The sequence below is a fragment of the Kitasatospora sp. NBC_00240 genome (assembly GCF_026342405.1).
Classification (GTDB): Bacteria; Actinomycetota; Actinomycetes; order Streptomycetales; family Streptomycetaceae; genus Kitasatospora.
Map to the genome: position 1 here is coordinate 4,725,001 of NZ_JAPEMU010000001.1, position 14,430 is coordinate 4,739,430.

Here is a 14,430-nt window from a genome sequence, read left to right on the forward strand (position 1 = left end):
GGCCCACCATGCAGTACGATCTGTCTTGTTCGCAGCGCAAGCGGGGCGGACAACAGAGTGAAAATCTGGTCCTGTGGAGCAGTTGGTTAGCTCGCCACCCTGTCAAGGTGGAGGTCGCGGGTTCAAGTCCCGTCAGGATCGCAGTAGGCAAGAGGCCCGGAACCGCGAGGTTCCGGGCCTCTTGTGTTTGACGTGCGGTCAGCTCCGGCCGCTCCCGGTGGCAGCCGGAGCGGCCCAGGTCACCGCCCACCCCTCCGGTCCGGCGGGCCCGTGCGACCCGCCTCCGGGGGCGGCTGCGGCCCGGGAGGCGGACCGGGCGGCCGGGGACCGATGTACCCCACGCCAGGTCTAGACCACAAGCCGGGCAAGTGTGACGGTCATCACTCGGCTTTTCCTGAGACCGGACACCAGCGACCCCCCTCAGGACGCCCCTAATTTAATATATAAAATTGCATAGTCATTGGCCGGGAATCCCCCCCGCCCCACGGATATCCGATCGTTACTCCGATCGTTACGCGGAAGAAAGCATTCCGGGTGGCCGAATCCATCTCCGGGAACGCCGAAGGGACCGCCTCCCAGACCCGGCGGAGTCTGGTGAACGGTCCCTTCGGACTAAAAGTGCGTTTTAGCGCTGTCAGGCCTCGGTGCGCTGCGCCGGAATACCGGCCAGCAGGGCGCGCACCTCCGCCTCACGGTAACGGCGGTGACCGCCGAGCGTGCGAATGGATGTGAGCTTGCCTGCCTTGGCCCAACGCGTCACCGTCTTCGGGTCAACGCGGAACATGGTGGCTACCTCTGCCGGCGTCAGCAGAGGCTCAGCATCAGGGGTACGAGCGGTCATGAGCGGCCTCCTCGGAGAACCGAACCAGGGCGGTTCTATCCTTCAAATTCTGCACCTTGGCCCGCGATGCCCGAAATGACATACACAGGCCGAGTCGGTTATAGGACGAACGGCTTGTCCTGGTGTCTACAACTACACCATCCGTCCAGCCCCATCGGCCAAACCGGCAAAATTGACCCCTACAAGGGCCAAGAGCGACGGAAGGCGATGGACTATCCCATAACGGACAGTCACATTTTCGTGACATTCGGTGATGATGGGGCCAGACCCGCTGATTCCCTACAAAGCACGCATCAACTCCAGAACCACCCAAAAGTGGGCATGCTCGTGTGGAGGTGGGCTGGTTGTCCCATTTTTACACATAGGGGTAAGTTCACGTCAACGGTGAGTAGTGTCACGTTCGACAGGTATTGACCCGAACCGGGACCTAGGTCACGACCGCCGGGCCCAAGGCCCCACCGGTCCGACCGCCGCCACCGGCACCCGCCCCCACCTGCGCTGACGTCGGCTCATCCGCCCTCGGCCCCCGACACTGCGCCCCCTTCCCGCCCTGCGACCCGGCCCCCGCCGGACCCCCACGGCCGTCTCCTCCCCGGCCCCGCACCGCACCGCCCCGGGGGCCCCTCAGTTCGCCTGTCGCAGCGCCAGCACCCGCCGCCACCGCAGGGTCACCGTCTCGTACGCCCGCACCGCCGTCGCCGTGTCCCCGGCCCGCAGCGCGGCGAGGCCCTCCTCCAGCTCCCCCGCCGACCGGTCCTCGGCCAGCCGCTCCGGGCCGAGCAGATGCACCAGGCCCCCGTAGTCCAGCTCCACCAGCGAGCGCGGATGGAACTCCTCCAGCCACCGCCCGATCTGCTCCGCCCCCTGGGCCGGCTCCCCCTCCGCGACCCCCGTCCGCAGCGCCCGGTAGGCCCTGGCCACCCTACGGCGGGCCTGGGCCATCGGCGTCAGGTAGAACAGCGCGGCCGGCACCTGTTCTTCCCCCTCGCCGGGTCCGGCCGGGGCCGGCGGCACGAAACAGCGGTCCTCCTCCCCGAACGGCAGGAACCAGCGCACCGGCACCTCCCACCGGCTGGTCATGATCCACGGGCGGGCGTCCGGGTGCCCGGCCCGCCAGCGCTCCCGGTCGGCCTCCGCCGCGGCCCGGGTGGCCGGCGGCAGCGCGGTGTCCAGCAGCGCCACCGGGGCGCTCTCCCGCAGCTCGTCCAGCGCCTGCCAGCTGCGCAGCCGGGTGGCCCACGGGCAGACGTACGTGACCCCGTCCACGGCCCGTACGAAGGCCCGCCCGCTCTCCCGCTCGGGCAGCGCGCGCGGCGTACGCCCCACCAGGTCGGCGAGCGCCGTCCGCTGCTCCTCCAGCGCCGCCCGCGCGACCGGCTGCTCCACCGCGCCCGCGTCGGGCCCGTGCGCCGAGGCGTACGCCTGCCAGTGGGCCCGGTCGGGCTCGGGGAAGGCGGCCAGCGGCTCGTAGACCCGCAGGTGGGCGGCGTAGGGCGGGAGCACGGAGGTACGCACGGCGGTCACGCTCTGCATCGTCGCACGCACCACCCACAGGCCGGGAGGGTGCGCACGGGAACGGCGTGGCCCGGCCCGGCCCGCGCTCCCCGCCGGGCGGGCCGGGGCGACGGCCGGACAACCTGGGCCGGACCCCGCCGAGGGGGAGATCGGCGGGCCCCCGCGGACTACGCTTCGCCCTAGGCGCCCGCACCACAGCAGCGGGCCTCGGATACTGGAGTCACCACAGTGACCGACGTACAGACCGCATCCGCGACGCACCCCGCACCCGGCGTGCTCAGCAGGATCTTCCGCACCGAGCAGGACGGCGCCCCCGGCGACGGCCACGAGCAGGTCGTGCTCTGCCACGACCGCAGCTCCGGACTCAAGGCGATCATCGCCATCCACTCCACCGCCCTGGGCCCGGCCCTCGGCGGTACCCGCTTCTTCCCGTACCTGACGGAGGAGGAGGCGCTGGAGGACGCGCTGCGCCTCTCCCGCGGCATGAGCTACAAGAACGCGCTGGCCGGGCTCGACCTGGGCGGCGGCAAGGCCGTCATCATCGGCGACCCGGGCAAGGACAAGAACGAGGCGATGCTCCGCGCCTACGGCCGGTTCGTGGAGTCCCTGCGCGGGCGCTACGTCACCGCGTGCGACGTGGGCACCTACGTCCAGGACATGGACGTGATCGCCCGCGAGACCAGCTTCGTGACGGGCCGCTCGCCCGAGCACGGCGGCGCCGGCGACTCCTCCATCCTGACCGCCTTCGGCGTCTTCCAGGGGATGCGCGCCTCCGCGCAGGCCCGCTGGGGCCAGCCGACGCTGCGCGGCCGCCGGGTCGGCGTGTCCGGCGTCGGCAAGGTCGGCCACTACCTGGTCGGCCACCTGGTCGCGGACGGCGCCCACGTGATCGTCACCGACGTCTCCGAGGCGGCCGTGAACCGCGTGCGGGCCGCCCACCCGGACGTGGAGGTGGTCGCCGACACCGCGGCGCTGCTGGCGGCCGCCCTGGACGTCTACGCCCCCTGCGCGCTGGGCGGCGCGCTGGACGACCACACGGTGGGCGCGCTCGGCGCCGCCGGCACCTCGCTGGTCTGCGGCGCGGCCAACAACCAGCTGGCCCACCCGGGCGTCGAGAAGGACCTCGCCGACCGCGGCATCCTGTACGCGCCCGACTACCTGGTGAACTCCGGCGGCGTGATCCAGGTCGCCGACGAGATCCAGGGCTTCAACTTCGAGCGGGCCAAGAACAAGGCCACGAAGATCTTCGACACCACCCTGGAGATCTTCACCCGGGCCACCACCGACGGCGTGCCGCCGGCCGTCGCCGCGGACCGCCTCGCGGAGAAGCGGATGCGGGAGATCAGCTCGCTGCGCACGATCCTGCTGCCGGGCGCGCGCGGCAACTGACCGGGCGTGGGGGGCGGGCTCCCCGCGGGGTCATCCCCCGCCCCCCACGCATCACCATGTGGAACCGGATTCTCACTTCCGCACCCGATCGGGCGATCCCGGACCCCCCTTGGGGGGATAATCGAGCCTGGAACGACGGACCTGAATCACCTCCGGACAGCTTGCTGAACCCCGGAAAACCGCCTGTGACCTGGAAAGACCGGGTCTTGGGTGCGAGCGGTGCGCGCCACGTCACACTGACGACGTACCGCCCGGCGGCAGAAACAGGTACCGTTAATGCTCCAAGGGACGGTTCTCCCCATTCGGGCAGGCCGCTCCTGATCATGAACACGTGTCAGACTCGGGGCCGTGAGCCCCATCGTTGAGGGGGTCGACCCATGGGGCGCGGCCGGGCCAAGGCCAAGCAGACGAAGGTCGCCCGCGAGCTGAAGTACAACAGCGGCGGGTTCGACGCCAACCGTCTGTCCAGCGAGCTGGGCGTTTCGCCCTCCATCCCGATCAGCCCTGAGCCGGTCGAGGAGGAGGACGAGGACGACCCCTACGCGGCGTATGCGAATCTCTACGCCGACGAGGACGACGAGGACGACACCGAGGCGGAAAGCGGCCACACCCAGGCCCGCCGCCGAGCGTAGTCACAGCCTGGCCTGACCGGCCCTGGCGCCCAGTGCGCCGGGCCGGTTTTCGCCGTTCCCGGACACCGGTCGCCCCTCGACCGGCGGCGCAGCGGGCCGGCGGGCCCGTACCGGCCGTCTCGGCCCGGCGGGAGCGCACCACCAGGCCCCGGTCACCGGCCTGCCCGGTACCGCCCGGCAGCGTGAACCGGGTAGCGCAAAGCCCTCCACCGGTCACCGGCGGAGGGCTCCCGTGCGCCCGGTCAGCCCGCGGTGAAGCCCTCGTACTCGTTGTAGAGGGCCGCGCCGTCGGCGTGCTCCGAGGTGCGGTCGACGATGTCGCCGAGCAGCCAGGACTCCACGCCGCGGTCCTCCAGGATCGCGAGCACGGTGTCCACCGATTCCGGCGGGACGACGGCCACCATGCCGACGCCCATGTTCAGGGTCTTCTCGATCTCCAGGGTGGCCACCTTGCCGACCTGGGCGACGGTCTGGAAGACCGGCAGCGGCGTCCAGGTGCCGCGGTCCAGACGGGCGTGCAGGCCAGCCGGAACGACCCGGGCCAGGTTGGCGGCCAGGCCGCCGCCGGTGACGTGCGAGAAAGCGTGGATCTCGGTGGCGCGGGTGAGCGCCAGGCAGTCCAGGGAGTAGATCCTGGTCGGCTCCAGCAGCTCCTCGCCCAGCGTCCGGCCGAACTCCTCGACCTTGCGGTCGAGCTTCCAGCCGGCCTCGTTCAGCAGCACGTGGCGCACCAGCGAGTAGCCGTTGGAGTGCAGCCCGGAGGCGGCCATCGCGATCACCACGTCGCCCGCGCGGACCCGCTCCGCGCCCAGCAGCGCGTCGGCCTCCACCACACCGGTGCCGGCGCCCGCGACGTCGTAGTCGTCCGGCCCGAGCAGGCCGGGGTGCTCGGCGGTCTCGCCGCCGACCAGCGCGCAGCCGGCCAGCGCGCAGCCCTCGGCGATGCCCTTGACGATCTGGGCGACCCGCTCGGGGACGACCTTGCCGACGCAGATGTAGTCGGTCATGAAGAGCGGCTCGGCGCCGCAGACCACCAGGTCGTCGACGACCATGCCGACCAGGTCGTGGCCGATGGTGTCGTGCTTGTCCATCGCCCGGGAGATGGCGACCTTCGTCCCCACGCCGTCGGTGGCCGAGGCCAGCAGCGGCCGCTCGTAGCGCTTGAAGGCGGAGGCGTCGAACAGCCCGGCGAAGCCGCCGAGACCGCCGACCACCTCGGGGCGGTTGGCCTTCTTGACCCACTGCTTCATCAGTTCGACGGCGCGGTCGCCCGCCTCGATGTCGACACCTGCGGCGGCGTAGGTGGCACCGCTCTCGTTGCTGGTCACTGCGTGCGGCCCTCTCGGGTCAGGGGGGTGAACGACCGCGGGGCCCGGTGACGGGCCCCGCAGCGGGAAAACTACGGGCGTCGCAGCGCGTCGGCCGCGCCGCCACCGCCGAGCAGCGACTGGACACCGTCCAGGTCCGCTCCGGAGTGCGGCTTGCCGCGGACGGCCGGCGGCTGCTGGCTGCCCTTGATCTCGGCCTCCAGGAGCAGCTTGCCCAGCAGTGCCGGGTCCGGCAGCTCCATCGGGTAGACCCCGTCGAAGCAGGCCCGGCAGAGCTTGTCCTTGGGCTGCGTGGTCGCCTCGATCATGCCGTCGATCGAGATGTACGCCAGGGAGTCCGCGCCGAGCGTGCGGCCGATCTCCTCGACGGTCATCCCGTTGGCGATCAGCTCCGCGCGGGTCGCGAAGTCGATGCCGAAGAAGCAGGGCCACTTCACCGGCGGCGAGGAGATCCGGATGTGCACCTCGGCGGCGCCCGCCTCACGCAGCATCCGCACCAGCGCGCGCTGGGTGTTGCCGCGCACGATGGAGTCGTCGACGACGACCAGGCGCTTGCCCGCGATGACTTCCTTGAGCGGGTTGAGCTTGAGCCGGATCCCGAGCTGGCGGATGGTCTGGCTGGGCTGGATGAAGGTACGGCCCACGTAGGCGTTCTTCACCAGGCCGGAGCCGTACGGGATGCCGCTGGCCTCGGCGTAGCCGATGGCGGCCGGGGTGCCGGACTCCGGGGTCGCTATCACCAGGTCGGCCTCGACGGGTGCCTCCTTGGCCAGCTTGCGCCCCATCTCCACGCGGGAGAGGTGCACGTTGCGGCCGGCGATGGAGGTGTCGGGGCGGGCCAGGTAGACGTACTCGAAGACGCAGCCCTTCGGCTTGGCCTCGGCGAACCGGCTGCTGCGCATGCCGTTCTCGTCGATGGCGATCAGCTCGCCGGGCTCCACCTCACGGATGTAGGAGGCGCCGCAGATGTCGAGGGCGGCCGTCTCGGAGGCGACCACCCAGCCGCGCTCCAGCCGGCCGAGGACCAGCGGGCGGATGCCCTGCGGGTCACGGGCGGCGTAGAGCGTGTGCTCGTCCATGAAGACCAGCGAGAAGGCGCCCTTGACCTTGGGCAGCACCTGCTGGGCGGTCTCCTCGATGGAGAGCTCAGGGTGGCCCGCGAGCAGGGCTGTCACCAGATCGGTGTCGTTGGTCGCGGCGCTGCGGCCGGAGCGGGAGACGTGCTCCTCACCGGGCAGTCGGGCGACCATCTCCGCCAGTTCGGCGGTGTTCACCAGGTTTCCGTTGTGCCCGAGGGCCAGCGAACCGTTGACGGTCGCGCGGAAGGTCGGCTGGGCGTTCTCCCAGACCGAGGAACCGGTGGTCGAGTAGCGGGCGTGTCCGACGGCGATATGCCCGTGCAAGGACCCCAGGGAGGCCTCGTCGAAGACCTGGGAGACAAGTCCCATGTCCTTGAAGACGAGAATCTGGGAGCCGTTGCTCACTGCGATGCCCGCGGATTCCTGTCCACGGTGCTGCAGGGCATAAAGGCCGAAGAACGTGAGCTTGGCGACCTCCTCGCCGGGAGCCCAGACACCGAAGACGCCGCAAGCGTCCTGGGGGCCTTTCTCGCCGGGAAGAAGATCGTGGTTGAGTCTTCCGTCACCACGTGGCACGTCTTCGAGTCTAGGGCAGTTGGCACAGCCTTCCCGAACGGGGGAGGGGGCAGCGGTCGGACGATCAACCGGCGACGCGCGTAGACAAAACCCCTTACCGTCAGCGCATTTCGAATCCGGGAATCGGCCCGACCACCCCCCCTGCCTTGCGACGCGCGCCCGTTGGCCTCGGCCGGGCCGGGCCGCCCGAGGCGCCCCGGACGGCGAAAACGTGACCCTGCTCACCCGGGTCCGTCCGGGCCGGGGCCGCGCGCCCCCGGCGCACCCCGCTCCCCGGGGCCGCAGGGCTCCCGGCGGCCGCCCGGAGTCGGCCCGCGGGTCAGCCCGGCAGCAGCAGTCGCCAGCAGGCCGGGTGCACCGTCCAGGTCCGGGTGCGGACCGGGCCGACCGGGTGCCCGTCCGCCTCGTAGCCGAAGCCGCGGCCGGCCACCGTGACCGACCCGGCGCGGGCCCGGACCAGCGCGCCCGGGGCGCGCACCACGATCTCCATCACGCCCTCGCCCAGCGGCAGGCTCACCTGGACCACCCGCACCGGCCGGTGGACGTCCGCCAGCAGCCGTCCGTCCGCCTCCACCCGCAGCCGCGCCTCGGGGTGCTCGCCGGCCCCCTGCGGCGGCTTGCCGGTCGCCTGCTCGGCCGCAGCCAGTTTCGCCCATAGCGAACGCCAACCGCCCGTTCGGCCCAGCCCGCGGCGGACGCCCGTCCCCGCGATCCGGACCGCGCCCAGCACCACCCCGCCGCCGTCGTCCACCAGCAGGTCCAGCTCGCGCGGCGCCCCCGTGAGGACCGCCCGGGCCGCTCGGACCGGCTCCGCGGGCACCCCCAGGGCCCGGGCCGCGTTCAGCTCGGCGGGCCGGCCCACCGGGATCAGCCCGACCGGGTCGCTGCCCAGTTCACGCTGCCGGTACAGGGCCTGGAGGACCCGTTGCAGCGCCAGATCGGACCCGATCACGACCGGTCGACGACGGCCCCGGTGCGAAAGCACCCGGTCCAGTTCGGACGGACTCTCCGGGTGCGCCACCTTGACGTCCGCTCCTCCGCAGAGCACATCCTTCGCGATCCGGACCGACTCTCCGTCGGTCTGCTTGGCGGCCGGGTCGAGCAGGACGAGCAGTGGCTCGCCGTTGCCGGGGGTGGCAGCGTGGGATGCGGGCGTGGACAGGGACGACACGACCGGTCCTTCCTCAGGTAATCTCTCGGTGCAAGAGCCCCTTGCGCTATTGCGCCAGGGGCTTCGTCTATCTCGGGGCAGACTGCGGCCTACGCAGGATGCCCCAACCGGAAGGGGTGTACGCCTGTGCCGGCACTCGTGCTCGTTGGCGCTCAGTGGGGGGACGAGGGCAAGGGGAAGGCGACCGACCTCCTCGGTGGCTCCGTCGACTATGTCGTCCGCTACCAGGGCGGCAACAACGCCGGTCACACGGTGGTCATCGGCGACCAGAAGTATGCCCTGCACCTGCTCCCTTCCGGCATCCTCAGCCCGAATGTGGTGCCGGTGATCGGCAACGGCGTCGTGATCGACCCGGGCGTGCTGCTCTCCGAGCTGAACGGCCTGAACGAGCGCGACATCGACACCTCGAAGCTGCTGATCTCGGGCAACGCCCACCTGATCACGCCGTACCACCGCACCCTGGACAAGGTCACCGAGCGCTTCCTCGGCAAGCGCCGGATCGGCACCACCGGCCGCGGCATCGGCCCGACCTACGCCGACAAGATCAACCGCGTCGGCATCCGGGTCCAGGACCTCTTCGACGAGTCGATCCTGCAGCAGAAGGTCGAAGCGGCCCTGCACGACAAGAACCAGCTGCTGGTCAAGCTCTACAACCGCCGCGCCATCCCGGCCGACCTGGTCGTCCAGGAGTACCTCGGCTACGCCGACAAGCTGCGCCCCTTCCTCGCCGACACCACCCTCGTCCTGGACGAGGCCCTGAAGGCGAACAAGGTCGTCCTGCTGGAGGGCGGCCAGGGCACCCTGCTGGACGTCGACCACGGCACGTACCCCTTCGTGACCTCGTCGAACCCGACCGCCGGCGGTGCCTGCACCGGCGCCGGCATCGGCCCGACCAAGATCGACCGGGTCATCGGCATCCTGAAGGCGTACACCACCCGCGTCGGCTCGGGCCCGTTCCCGACCGAGTTGCTGGACGCCGACGGCGACGCGCTGCGCCGGATCGGCGGCGAGCGCGGTGTCACCACCGGCCGTGACCGCCGCTGCGGCTGGTTCGACGCGGTCATCGCCCGCTACGCCACCCGCGTCAACGGCCTGACCGACTTCTTCCTCACCAAGCTGGACGTGCTCACCGGCTGGGAGCAGATCCCGGTCTGCGTCGCGTACGAGATCGACGGCAAGCGCGTCGAGGAGCTCCCGTACAACCAGTCGGACTTCCACCACGCGAAGCCGATCTACGAGAACCTCCCCGGCTGGACCGAGGACATCAGCAAGGCGCAGACCTTCGCCGACCTGCCGAAGAACGCGCAGGCGTACGTGAAGGCGCTGGAGGAGATGTCGGGCGCCCCGATCTCCGCCATCGGTGTCGGCCCGGGCCGGACCGAGACGATCCAGATCAACTCGTTCATCTAGTCCGTCCGCTGTCGAAGGGCCCTGCGGTTCGCCGCAGGGCCCTTTCGGCTGCCCGGCGCCGCCAGCCCGGGCATTTGAACTAGTGCATAATGCTGTTGCATCTAGTGCAAACTCGGGCTACCTTGCCGGGCATGACCGCCAAGCTGCCCGCACCCCTCACCCTGACCGGCCGGACCATCCGTCTGGAGCCCCTCGGCCGGCACCACCTGCCCGACCTGTTCGCCGCCGCCGGCGGGGACGAGGAGGTCTGGCGCTGGATCCCCTCCGGGACCCCGCGCAGCGCGGACGAGCTCGGCGCGGTCATCGACAAGCGGCTCGCCGAGATCGAGGCCGGCACCGCCGTGGTCTTCGCCGTCATCGACCGGCAGAGCGGCCGGGCCGTCGGCATGACCGGCTACTACGACTTCGACGCCGAGGACGAACTCGTCGAGATCGGCGGCACCTGGTACGCCCGGTCCGCCTGGCGGACCGCCGTGAACACCGAGGCCAAGCTGCTGCTGCTCACCCACGCCTACGAGGAGCTGGGCATGGGGCGGGTGTTCTGGAAGACCGACCACCTGAACGAGCGCTCCCGCAACGCCATCCTCCGCCTGGGCGCCACCTTCGAGGGCATCCACCGGCGGGAGCGCCGCCGCGCCGACGGCAGCTGGCGCGACAGCGTGTACTTCTCGATGCTCGCGGACGAGTGGCCGCCGGCCAAGCGGCGGCTGACGGAGCGTCTGGCCCGCGGCTGACGGCCCGGGGGCCCGGCGGGCCGCTCGCGGACGGCAGGTCGGGCCGCGGGCGGAGCGGGCCGGCGGCCGGCCGGCCGGGTCAGGCGATGGCCGCGGCGACGATCGCGGCCACCGCGAGGTTGCAGCTGGCCGTCACCCACACCGCCGGGTGCGGCTCGGGGTCCACCAGGATCGCGCCGAGCTTGCCGGGGGTCAGCAGGTCCACCGCCCAGAACGCCACCGCCATCAGGACCAGGCCGAGCAGCCCGAACAGCGCGGTGGAGGCCAGCCCCTTGCCGAACTCCTCGTAGGTGTAGAGGATCGCGGTGAAGACGATGCCGCCGATCCCGAGCAGCGCGGAACTGAGCAGCACCGCCGCGTTCCGGTTGCGCTCCACCCAGATCTGCCGGCCCAGCTTGCCCGGGGTCAGCAGGTCGACCAGCCCGACCCCGAGCAGCAGCAGCACCACGCCCACGCCGCCGAAGGCCGCGGCGGCGCCCAGACCGTGCACGATGTCGTTCATGGGCGCTCCCCCAGGTCCGCCGGTGCCCGCGCCGGATCTCCCGGGCACGGGTCAAGGATCGGCAAAACATATCCCATGACCCCGCGGCCCCGGCAGGCCCGGGCGACATCCGCTCCCCGCCCCGCCGTACCGGCCCGCGTCGCGGGTCCCGGCGCGCCGGCGGCCGGCTCAGTCCTCCTCGTCGACGAGGTGGTCCACGCAGGCCGCGACGGCGAGCAGCAGCCCGGCGTCCGCACCGTCGACGATGTCCACGCCGTAGGTGTCCCGGATCCGGAACCACTTGCGGGAGATCCGGGCCACCTCGTCGCCGTTGTCGTCCTCGATCCGGTAGTCCTTGTCGATCAGGTTCCCGTGGATCGTCAGCTCACCGCCGGCGGCCAGCTCCACCCGGTACTTGTCGCGGAACGGCGTGAAGAGCTTCTCCCGAACGGTCGCGACCACGTCGCCCTCGGTGTTCTCGATCTTCATCGCGTCGCGGACGGTGAACGCCTTCTCCTTGATCACGGCCACCACCCGGCCGTCCGCGTCCTTCAGCTCGAAGGTGTCCCGCAGCCGCAGCACCTTGCCGTCCACCAGGTAGGCCTTGCGGCCGTCCTCGTCCTCGATCCAGTAGTCGTCGCCGATCGCGAACAGCCGCTCCCTGATCAGGTACTTCATGCCGCCTCCTGCGTGCTCCGTGTCGGGCCTCCATTCGACCCGATGCCGGGCCGCATGCCCAGCACCCGCGCGGGCCGGGTTGAATCCCGGTATGCGAACCCTGGTAGCAGCCGCCATCCGTACCGACCGCCTCGACCTGCTCCCGCTGGAGCCGGCGGACGCCGAGGAGATGGCCGTGGTGCTGGCCGACCCGGCCCTGCACGCCTTCACCGGCGGCGAGCCGGACGGCCCCGACGCCCTGCGGGCCCGCTACCGGCGCCTGGGCGCGGGCTCCCCCGACCCCGACGTCAGCTGGTGCAACTGGATCCTGCGGCTGCGCGTCGACGGCCGCGCCGTCGGCTACGTCCAGGCCACCGGCACCCTCACCGCACAGAGCGCCGAGATCGCCTGGGTGGTCGGCACCCCCTGGCAGGGCCGCGGTCTCGCCGGCGAGGCCGCCCGCGCCCTGCTCGCCTGGCTCCGCACCCAGGGCGTCCGCACCGTCGTCGCCCACATCCACCCCGGGCACGAGGCCTCCGCCGCCGTCGCCCGCGCCGCCGGCCTCACCCCCACCGCCGAACGGCAGGACGGGGAGGTCCGCTGGCGGGCGGAGCTTTCCCCGGAGCGGCCCGCCGGCTGAACGGCCCCGCGGCCACGATGCGGCCGACCGTCCGGAATGCGAAGGACAGCGGTGCGGTTTGATGGGGGTATGGCATCTCGTGCACGTGTACGCGCCCCCGAGCTGGTCGGGGCAGGCGGTTGGCTGAACACCGGCGGCAAGGATCTCGTCCTCGCGGACTTCCGCGGCAAGATCGTGATCGCTGATTTCTGGACCTTTTGTTGTATCAACTGCCTGCACGTCCTGGACGAGCTGCGCGAGCTGGAGGAGAAGCACCGCGACACCCTGGTGATCGTCGGCGTGCACTCCCCCAAGTTCGTGCACGAGGCGGACCACCAGGCCGTGGTGGACGCGGTGGCGCGCTACGAGGTGCACCACCCGGTGCTGGACGATCCGGAGCTGGCCACCTGGAAGCAGTACGCGGTCCGGGCCTGGCCGACGCTGGTGGTGATCGACCCCGAGGGGTACGTGGTCGCGCAGCACGCCGGCGAGGGGCACGCGCACGCGATCGCCCGGCTGGTCGAGGAGCTGGAGGCCGAGCACGCGGCGAAGGGCACGCTGCGGCGCGGTGACGGCCCGTACGTGGCACCCGAGCCGGTGGCGGGCGACCTGAAGTTCCCCGGCAAGGCGGTCCGGCTCCCGAACGGGAACTTCCTGGTCGCCGACTCGGGTCACCACTCCCTGGTGGAGCTGGCCGAGGACGGCGAGCGGGTGGTGCGGCGGATCGGCGACGGCGAGCGCGGGCTGGTGGACGGGACGTCCCCCCGCTTCAGCGAGCCTCAGGGACTGGTGCTGGTGCCGGCGGGCCTGGACCTCGGGTACGACGTGGTGGTCGCCGACACGGTGAACCACGCCCTGCGCGGGGTGCGGCTCTCGGACGGCGAGGTCCGGACGCTGGCCGGCACCGGGAAGCAGTGGTGGCAGGGCACGGCGACCGAGGGCCCGGCCCGTGAGGTGGACCTCTCCTCGCCGTGGGACGTCGCCTGGTTCGACGGCCGGGTCTGGATCGCGATGGCCGGGGTGCACCAGCTCTGGGCGTTCGACCCGGCCGAGGGCACGGTCGCGGTGGCGGCCGGCACGACCAACGAGGGCCTGGTGGACGGGCCGGTGGCCGAGGCCTGGTTCGCCCAGCCCTCGGGCCTGGCGGTCTCGGCGGACGGCGGCAAGCTCTGGGTCGCGGACTCGGAGACCTCCGCGGTCCGCTGGGTTTCACGTGAAACCAGGACGGTGCACACCGCTGTCGGCACCGGCCTGTTCGACTTCGGGCACCGGGACGGCGCCGCCGGGCAGGCCCTGCTCCAGCACCCGCTCGGGGTGACGGTGCTGCCTGACGGCTCGGTGGCGATCGCCGACACCTACAACCACGCGCTGCGCCGGTACGTCCCCGCGGCCGAGGAGGGCGGCGAGGGCGAGGTGACCACGCTGGCCACCGACCTGCGCGAGCCCTCCGGCGCCGTCCTGGTGGACGGGGACATCGTCGTGGTGGAGTCCGCCCGGCACCGGCTGACCCGGCTGCGGCTGCCCGAGGAGGCCGTCCAGGTCGAGTCGGTGGCGCACCGCACCCGGCGCGCGGCCACCGAGGTCGCGCCCGGCGTGTTCCAGCTGGACGTGGTGTTCTCCGCGCCGAGCGGCCAGAAGCTGGACGAGCGCTACGGCCCGTCCACCCGGCTGCTGATCAGCTCCACCCCGCCGGAGCTGCTGCTCTCCGGCGCGGGCGCGGACTCCGCGCTCAACCGGGAGCTGGTGCTCTCCGAGGAGATCACCGAGGGCGTGCTGCACGTGTCGGCGATGGCCGCGTCCTGCGACGACGACCCGGAGATCGAGTACCCGGCCTGCCATGTGCACCAGCAGGACTGGGGCGTGCCGGTGAAGCTCACCCCGGGCGGTGTGCGCCGGCTGCCGCTGGTGCTGGCCGGCATGGAGTAGCCGCGCGCCCGCACGTGCCGAGGGCCCCCGGACACCGCCGTGAGCGGCTTCCGGGGGCCCTTCGCGCGTCGG

The 14,430-nt window shown here is 71.8% G+C and carries 13 protein-coding genes and 1 tRNA gene; 7 read left to right on the forward strand and 7 right to left on the reverse strand.

Annotated elements, in window-relative coordinates; translation table 11 throughout:
• The first annotated feature begins 67 nt into the window (after nt 1-67).
• A tRNA-Asp gene (locus OG689_RS19995) sits at nt 68-141 on the forward strand.
• 493 nt (nt 142-634) lie between these two features.
• Here the strand turns inward: OG689_RS19995 and bldC are convergent.
• Both bldC and OG689_RS20005 read right to left on the reverse strand, forming a co-directional pair.
• Complete coding sequence (bldC, locus tag OG689_RS20000) at nt 635-841, reverse strand: developmental transcriptional regulator BldC (protein ID WP_014137253.1); 207 nt, start codon at nt 839-841, stop codon at nt 635-637.
• 624 nt (nt 842-1,465) lie between these two features.
• Nucleotides 1,466-2,365 (reverse strand): hypothetical protein, encoded by a 900-nt coding sequence (locus OG689_RS20005; RefSeq protein WP_266322180.1) that lies wholly within the window; start codon nt 2,363-2,365, stop codon nt 1,466-1,468.
• Nucleotides 2,366-2,584: 219 nt separating this feature from the next.
• Here OG689_RS20005 and OG689_RS20010 point away from each other — a divergent pair, with 219 nt between their 5' ends.
• Together OG689_RS20010 and OG689_RS20015 are read left to right on the forward strand one after the other, a co-directional pair.
• Nucleotides 2,585-3,745 (forward strand): Glu/Leu/Phe/Val dehydrogenase dimerization domain-containing protein, encoded by a 1,161-nt coding sequence (locus OG689_RS20010; protein ID WP_323189310.1) that lies wholly within the window; start codon nt 2,585-2,587, stop codon nt 3,743-3,745.
• 377 nt (nt 3,746-4,122) lie between these two features.
• The gene (locus OG689_RS20015; RefSeq protein WP_190209048.1) at nt 4,123-4,377 is read left to right on the forward strand and encodes a DUF3073 domain-containing protein; all 255 of its coding nucleotides are present in this window, start codon (nt 4,123-4,125) and stop codon (nt 4,375-4,377) included.
• 242 nt (nt 4,378-4,619) lie between these two features.
• On the opposite strand, the gene purM is transcribed toward OG689_RS20015, so the two are convergent.
• From purM to OG689_RS20030, 3 genes are all read right to left on the reverse strand, one after another.
• A complete protein-coding gene (gene purM / locus OG689_RS20020) occupies nt 4,620-5,705 on the reverse strand; it encodes a phosphoribosylformylglycinamidine cyclo-ligase (RefSeq protein ID WP_266322182.1) in 1,086 nt (361 codons plus the stop codon).
• 71 nt (nt 5,706-5,776) lie between these two features.
• Nucleotides 5,777-7,360: an amidophosphoribosyltransferase gene (gene purF / locus OG689_RS20025; protein ID WP_266322184.1), complete on the reverse strand. Its 1,584-nt coding sequence runs from the start codon at nt 7,358-7,360 to the stop codon at nt 5,777-5,779.
• 319 nt (nt 7,361-7,679) lie between these two features.
• Nucleotides 7,680-8,522 carry a diacylglycerol kinase gene (locus OG689_RS20030; RefSeq protein WP_266327289.1) on the reverse strand — a complete coding sequence of 281 codons (843 nt, stop codon included), beginning with the start codon at nt 8,520-8,522 and terminating at the stop codon, nt 7,680-7,682.
• 135 nt (nt 8,523-8,657) lie between these two features.
• On the opposite strand from OG689_RS20030, the gene OG689_RS20035 reads away from it, so the two are divergent.
• Both OG689_RS20035 and OG689_RS20040 read left to right on the forward strand, forming a co-directional pair.
• Nucleotides 8,658-9,941: an adenylosuccinate synthase gene (locus OG689_RS20035; RefSeq protein WP_266322185.1), complete on the forward strand. Its 1,284-nt coding sequence runs from the start codon at nt 8,658-8,660 to the stop codon at nt 9,939-9,941.
• A 131-nt stretch (nt 9,942-10,072) separates the two neighbouring features.
• The gene (locus tag OG689_RS20040; protein WP_266322187.1) at nt 10,073-10,675 is read left to right on the forward strand and encodes a GNAT family N-acetyltransferase; all 603 of its coding nucleotides are present in this window, start codon (nt 10,073-10,075) and stop codon (nt 10,673-10,675) included.
• 79 nt (nt 10,676-10,754) lie between these two features.
• Here OG689_RS20040 and OG689_RS20045 read toward each other — a convergent pair whose 3' ends face one another.
• Together OG689_RS20045 and OG689_RS20050 are read right to left on the reverse strand one after the other, a co-directional pair.
• Nucleotides 10,755-11,177, reverse strand: coding sequence for a DUF350 domain-containing protein (locus tag OG689_RS20045; protein ID WP_266322189.1), 423 nt, complete (start codon nt 11,175-11,177; stop codon nt 10,755-10,757).
• Between the two features lie 168 nt (nt 11,178-11,345).
• Nucleotides 11,346-11,834, reverse strand: coding sequence for an LURP-one-related family protein (locus OG689_RS20050; protein ID WP_266322190.1), 489 nt, complete (start codon nt 11,832-11,834; stop codon nt 11,346-11,348).
• 91 nt (nt 11,835-11,925) lie between these two features.
• Here OG689_RS20050 and OG689_RS20055 point away from each other — a divergent pair, with 91 nt between their 5' ends.
• Both OG689_RS20055 and OG689_RS20060 read left to right on the forward strand, forming a co-directional pair.
• Nucleotides 11,926-12,453 carry a GNAT family N-acetyltransferase gene (locus OG689_RS20055; RefSeq protein ID WP_266322192.1) on the forward strand — a complete coding sequence of 176 codons (528 nt, stop codon included), beginning with the start codon at nt 11,926-11,928 and terminating at the stop codon, nt 12,451-12,453.
• A gap of 69 nt (nt 12,454-12,522) precedes the next feature.
• Nucleotides 12,523-14,358 carry an NHL domain-containing thioredoxin family protein gene (locus tag OG689_RS20060; RefSeq protein WP_266322194.1) on the forward strand — a complete coding sequence of 612 codons (1,836 nt, stop codon included), beginning with the start codon at nt 12,523-12,525 and terminating at the stop codon, nt 14,356-14,358.
• The last annotated feature ends 72 nt before the right edge of the window (nt 14,359-14,430 follow it).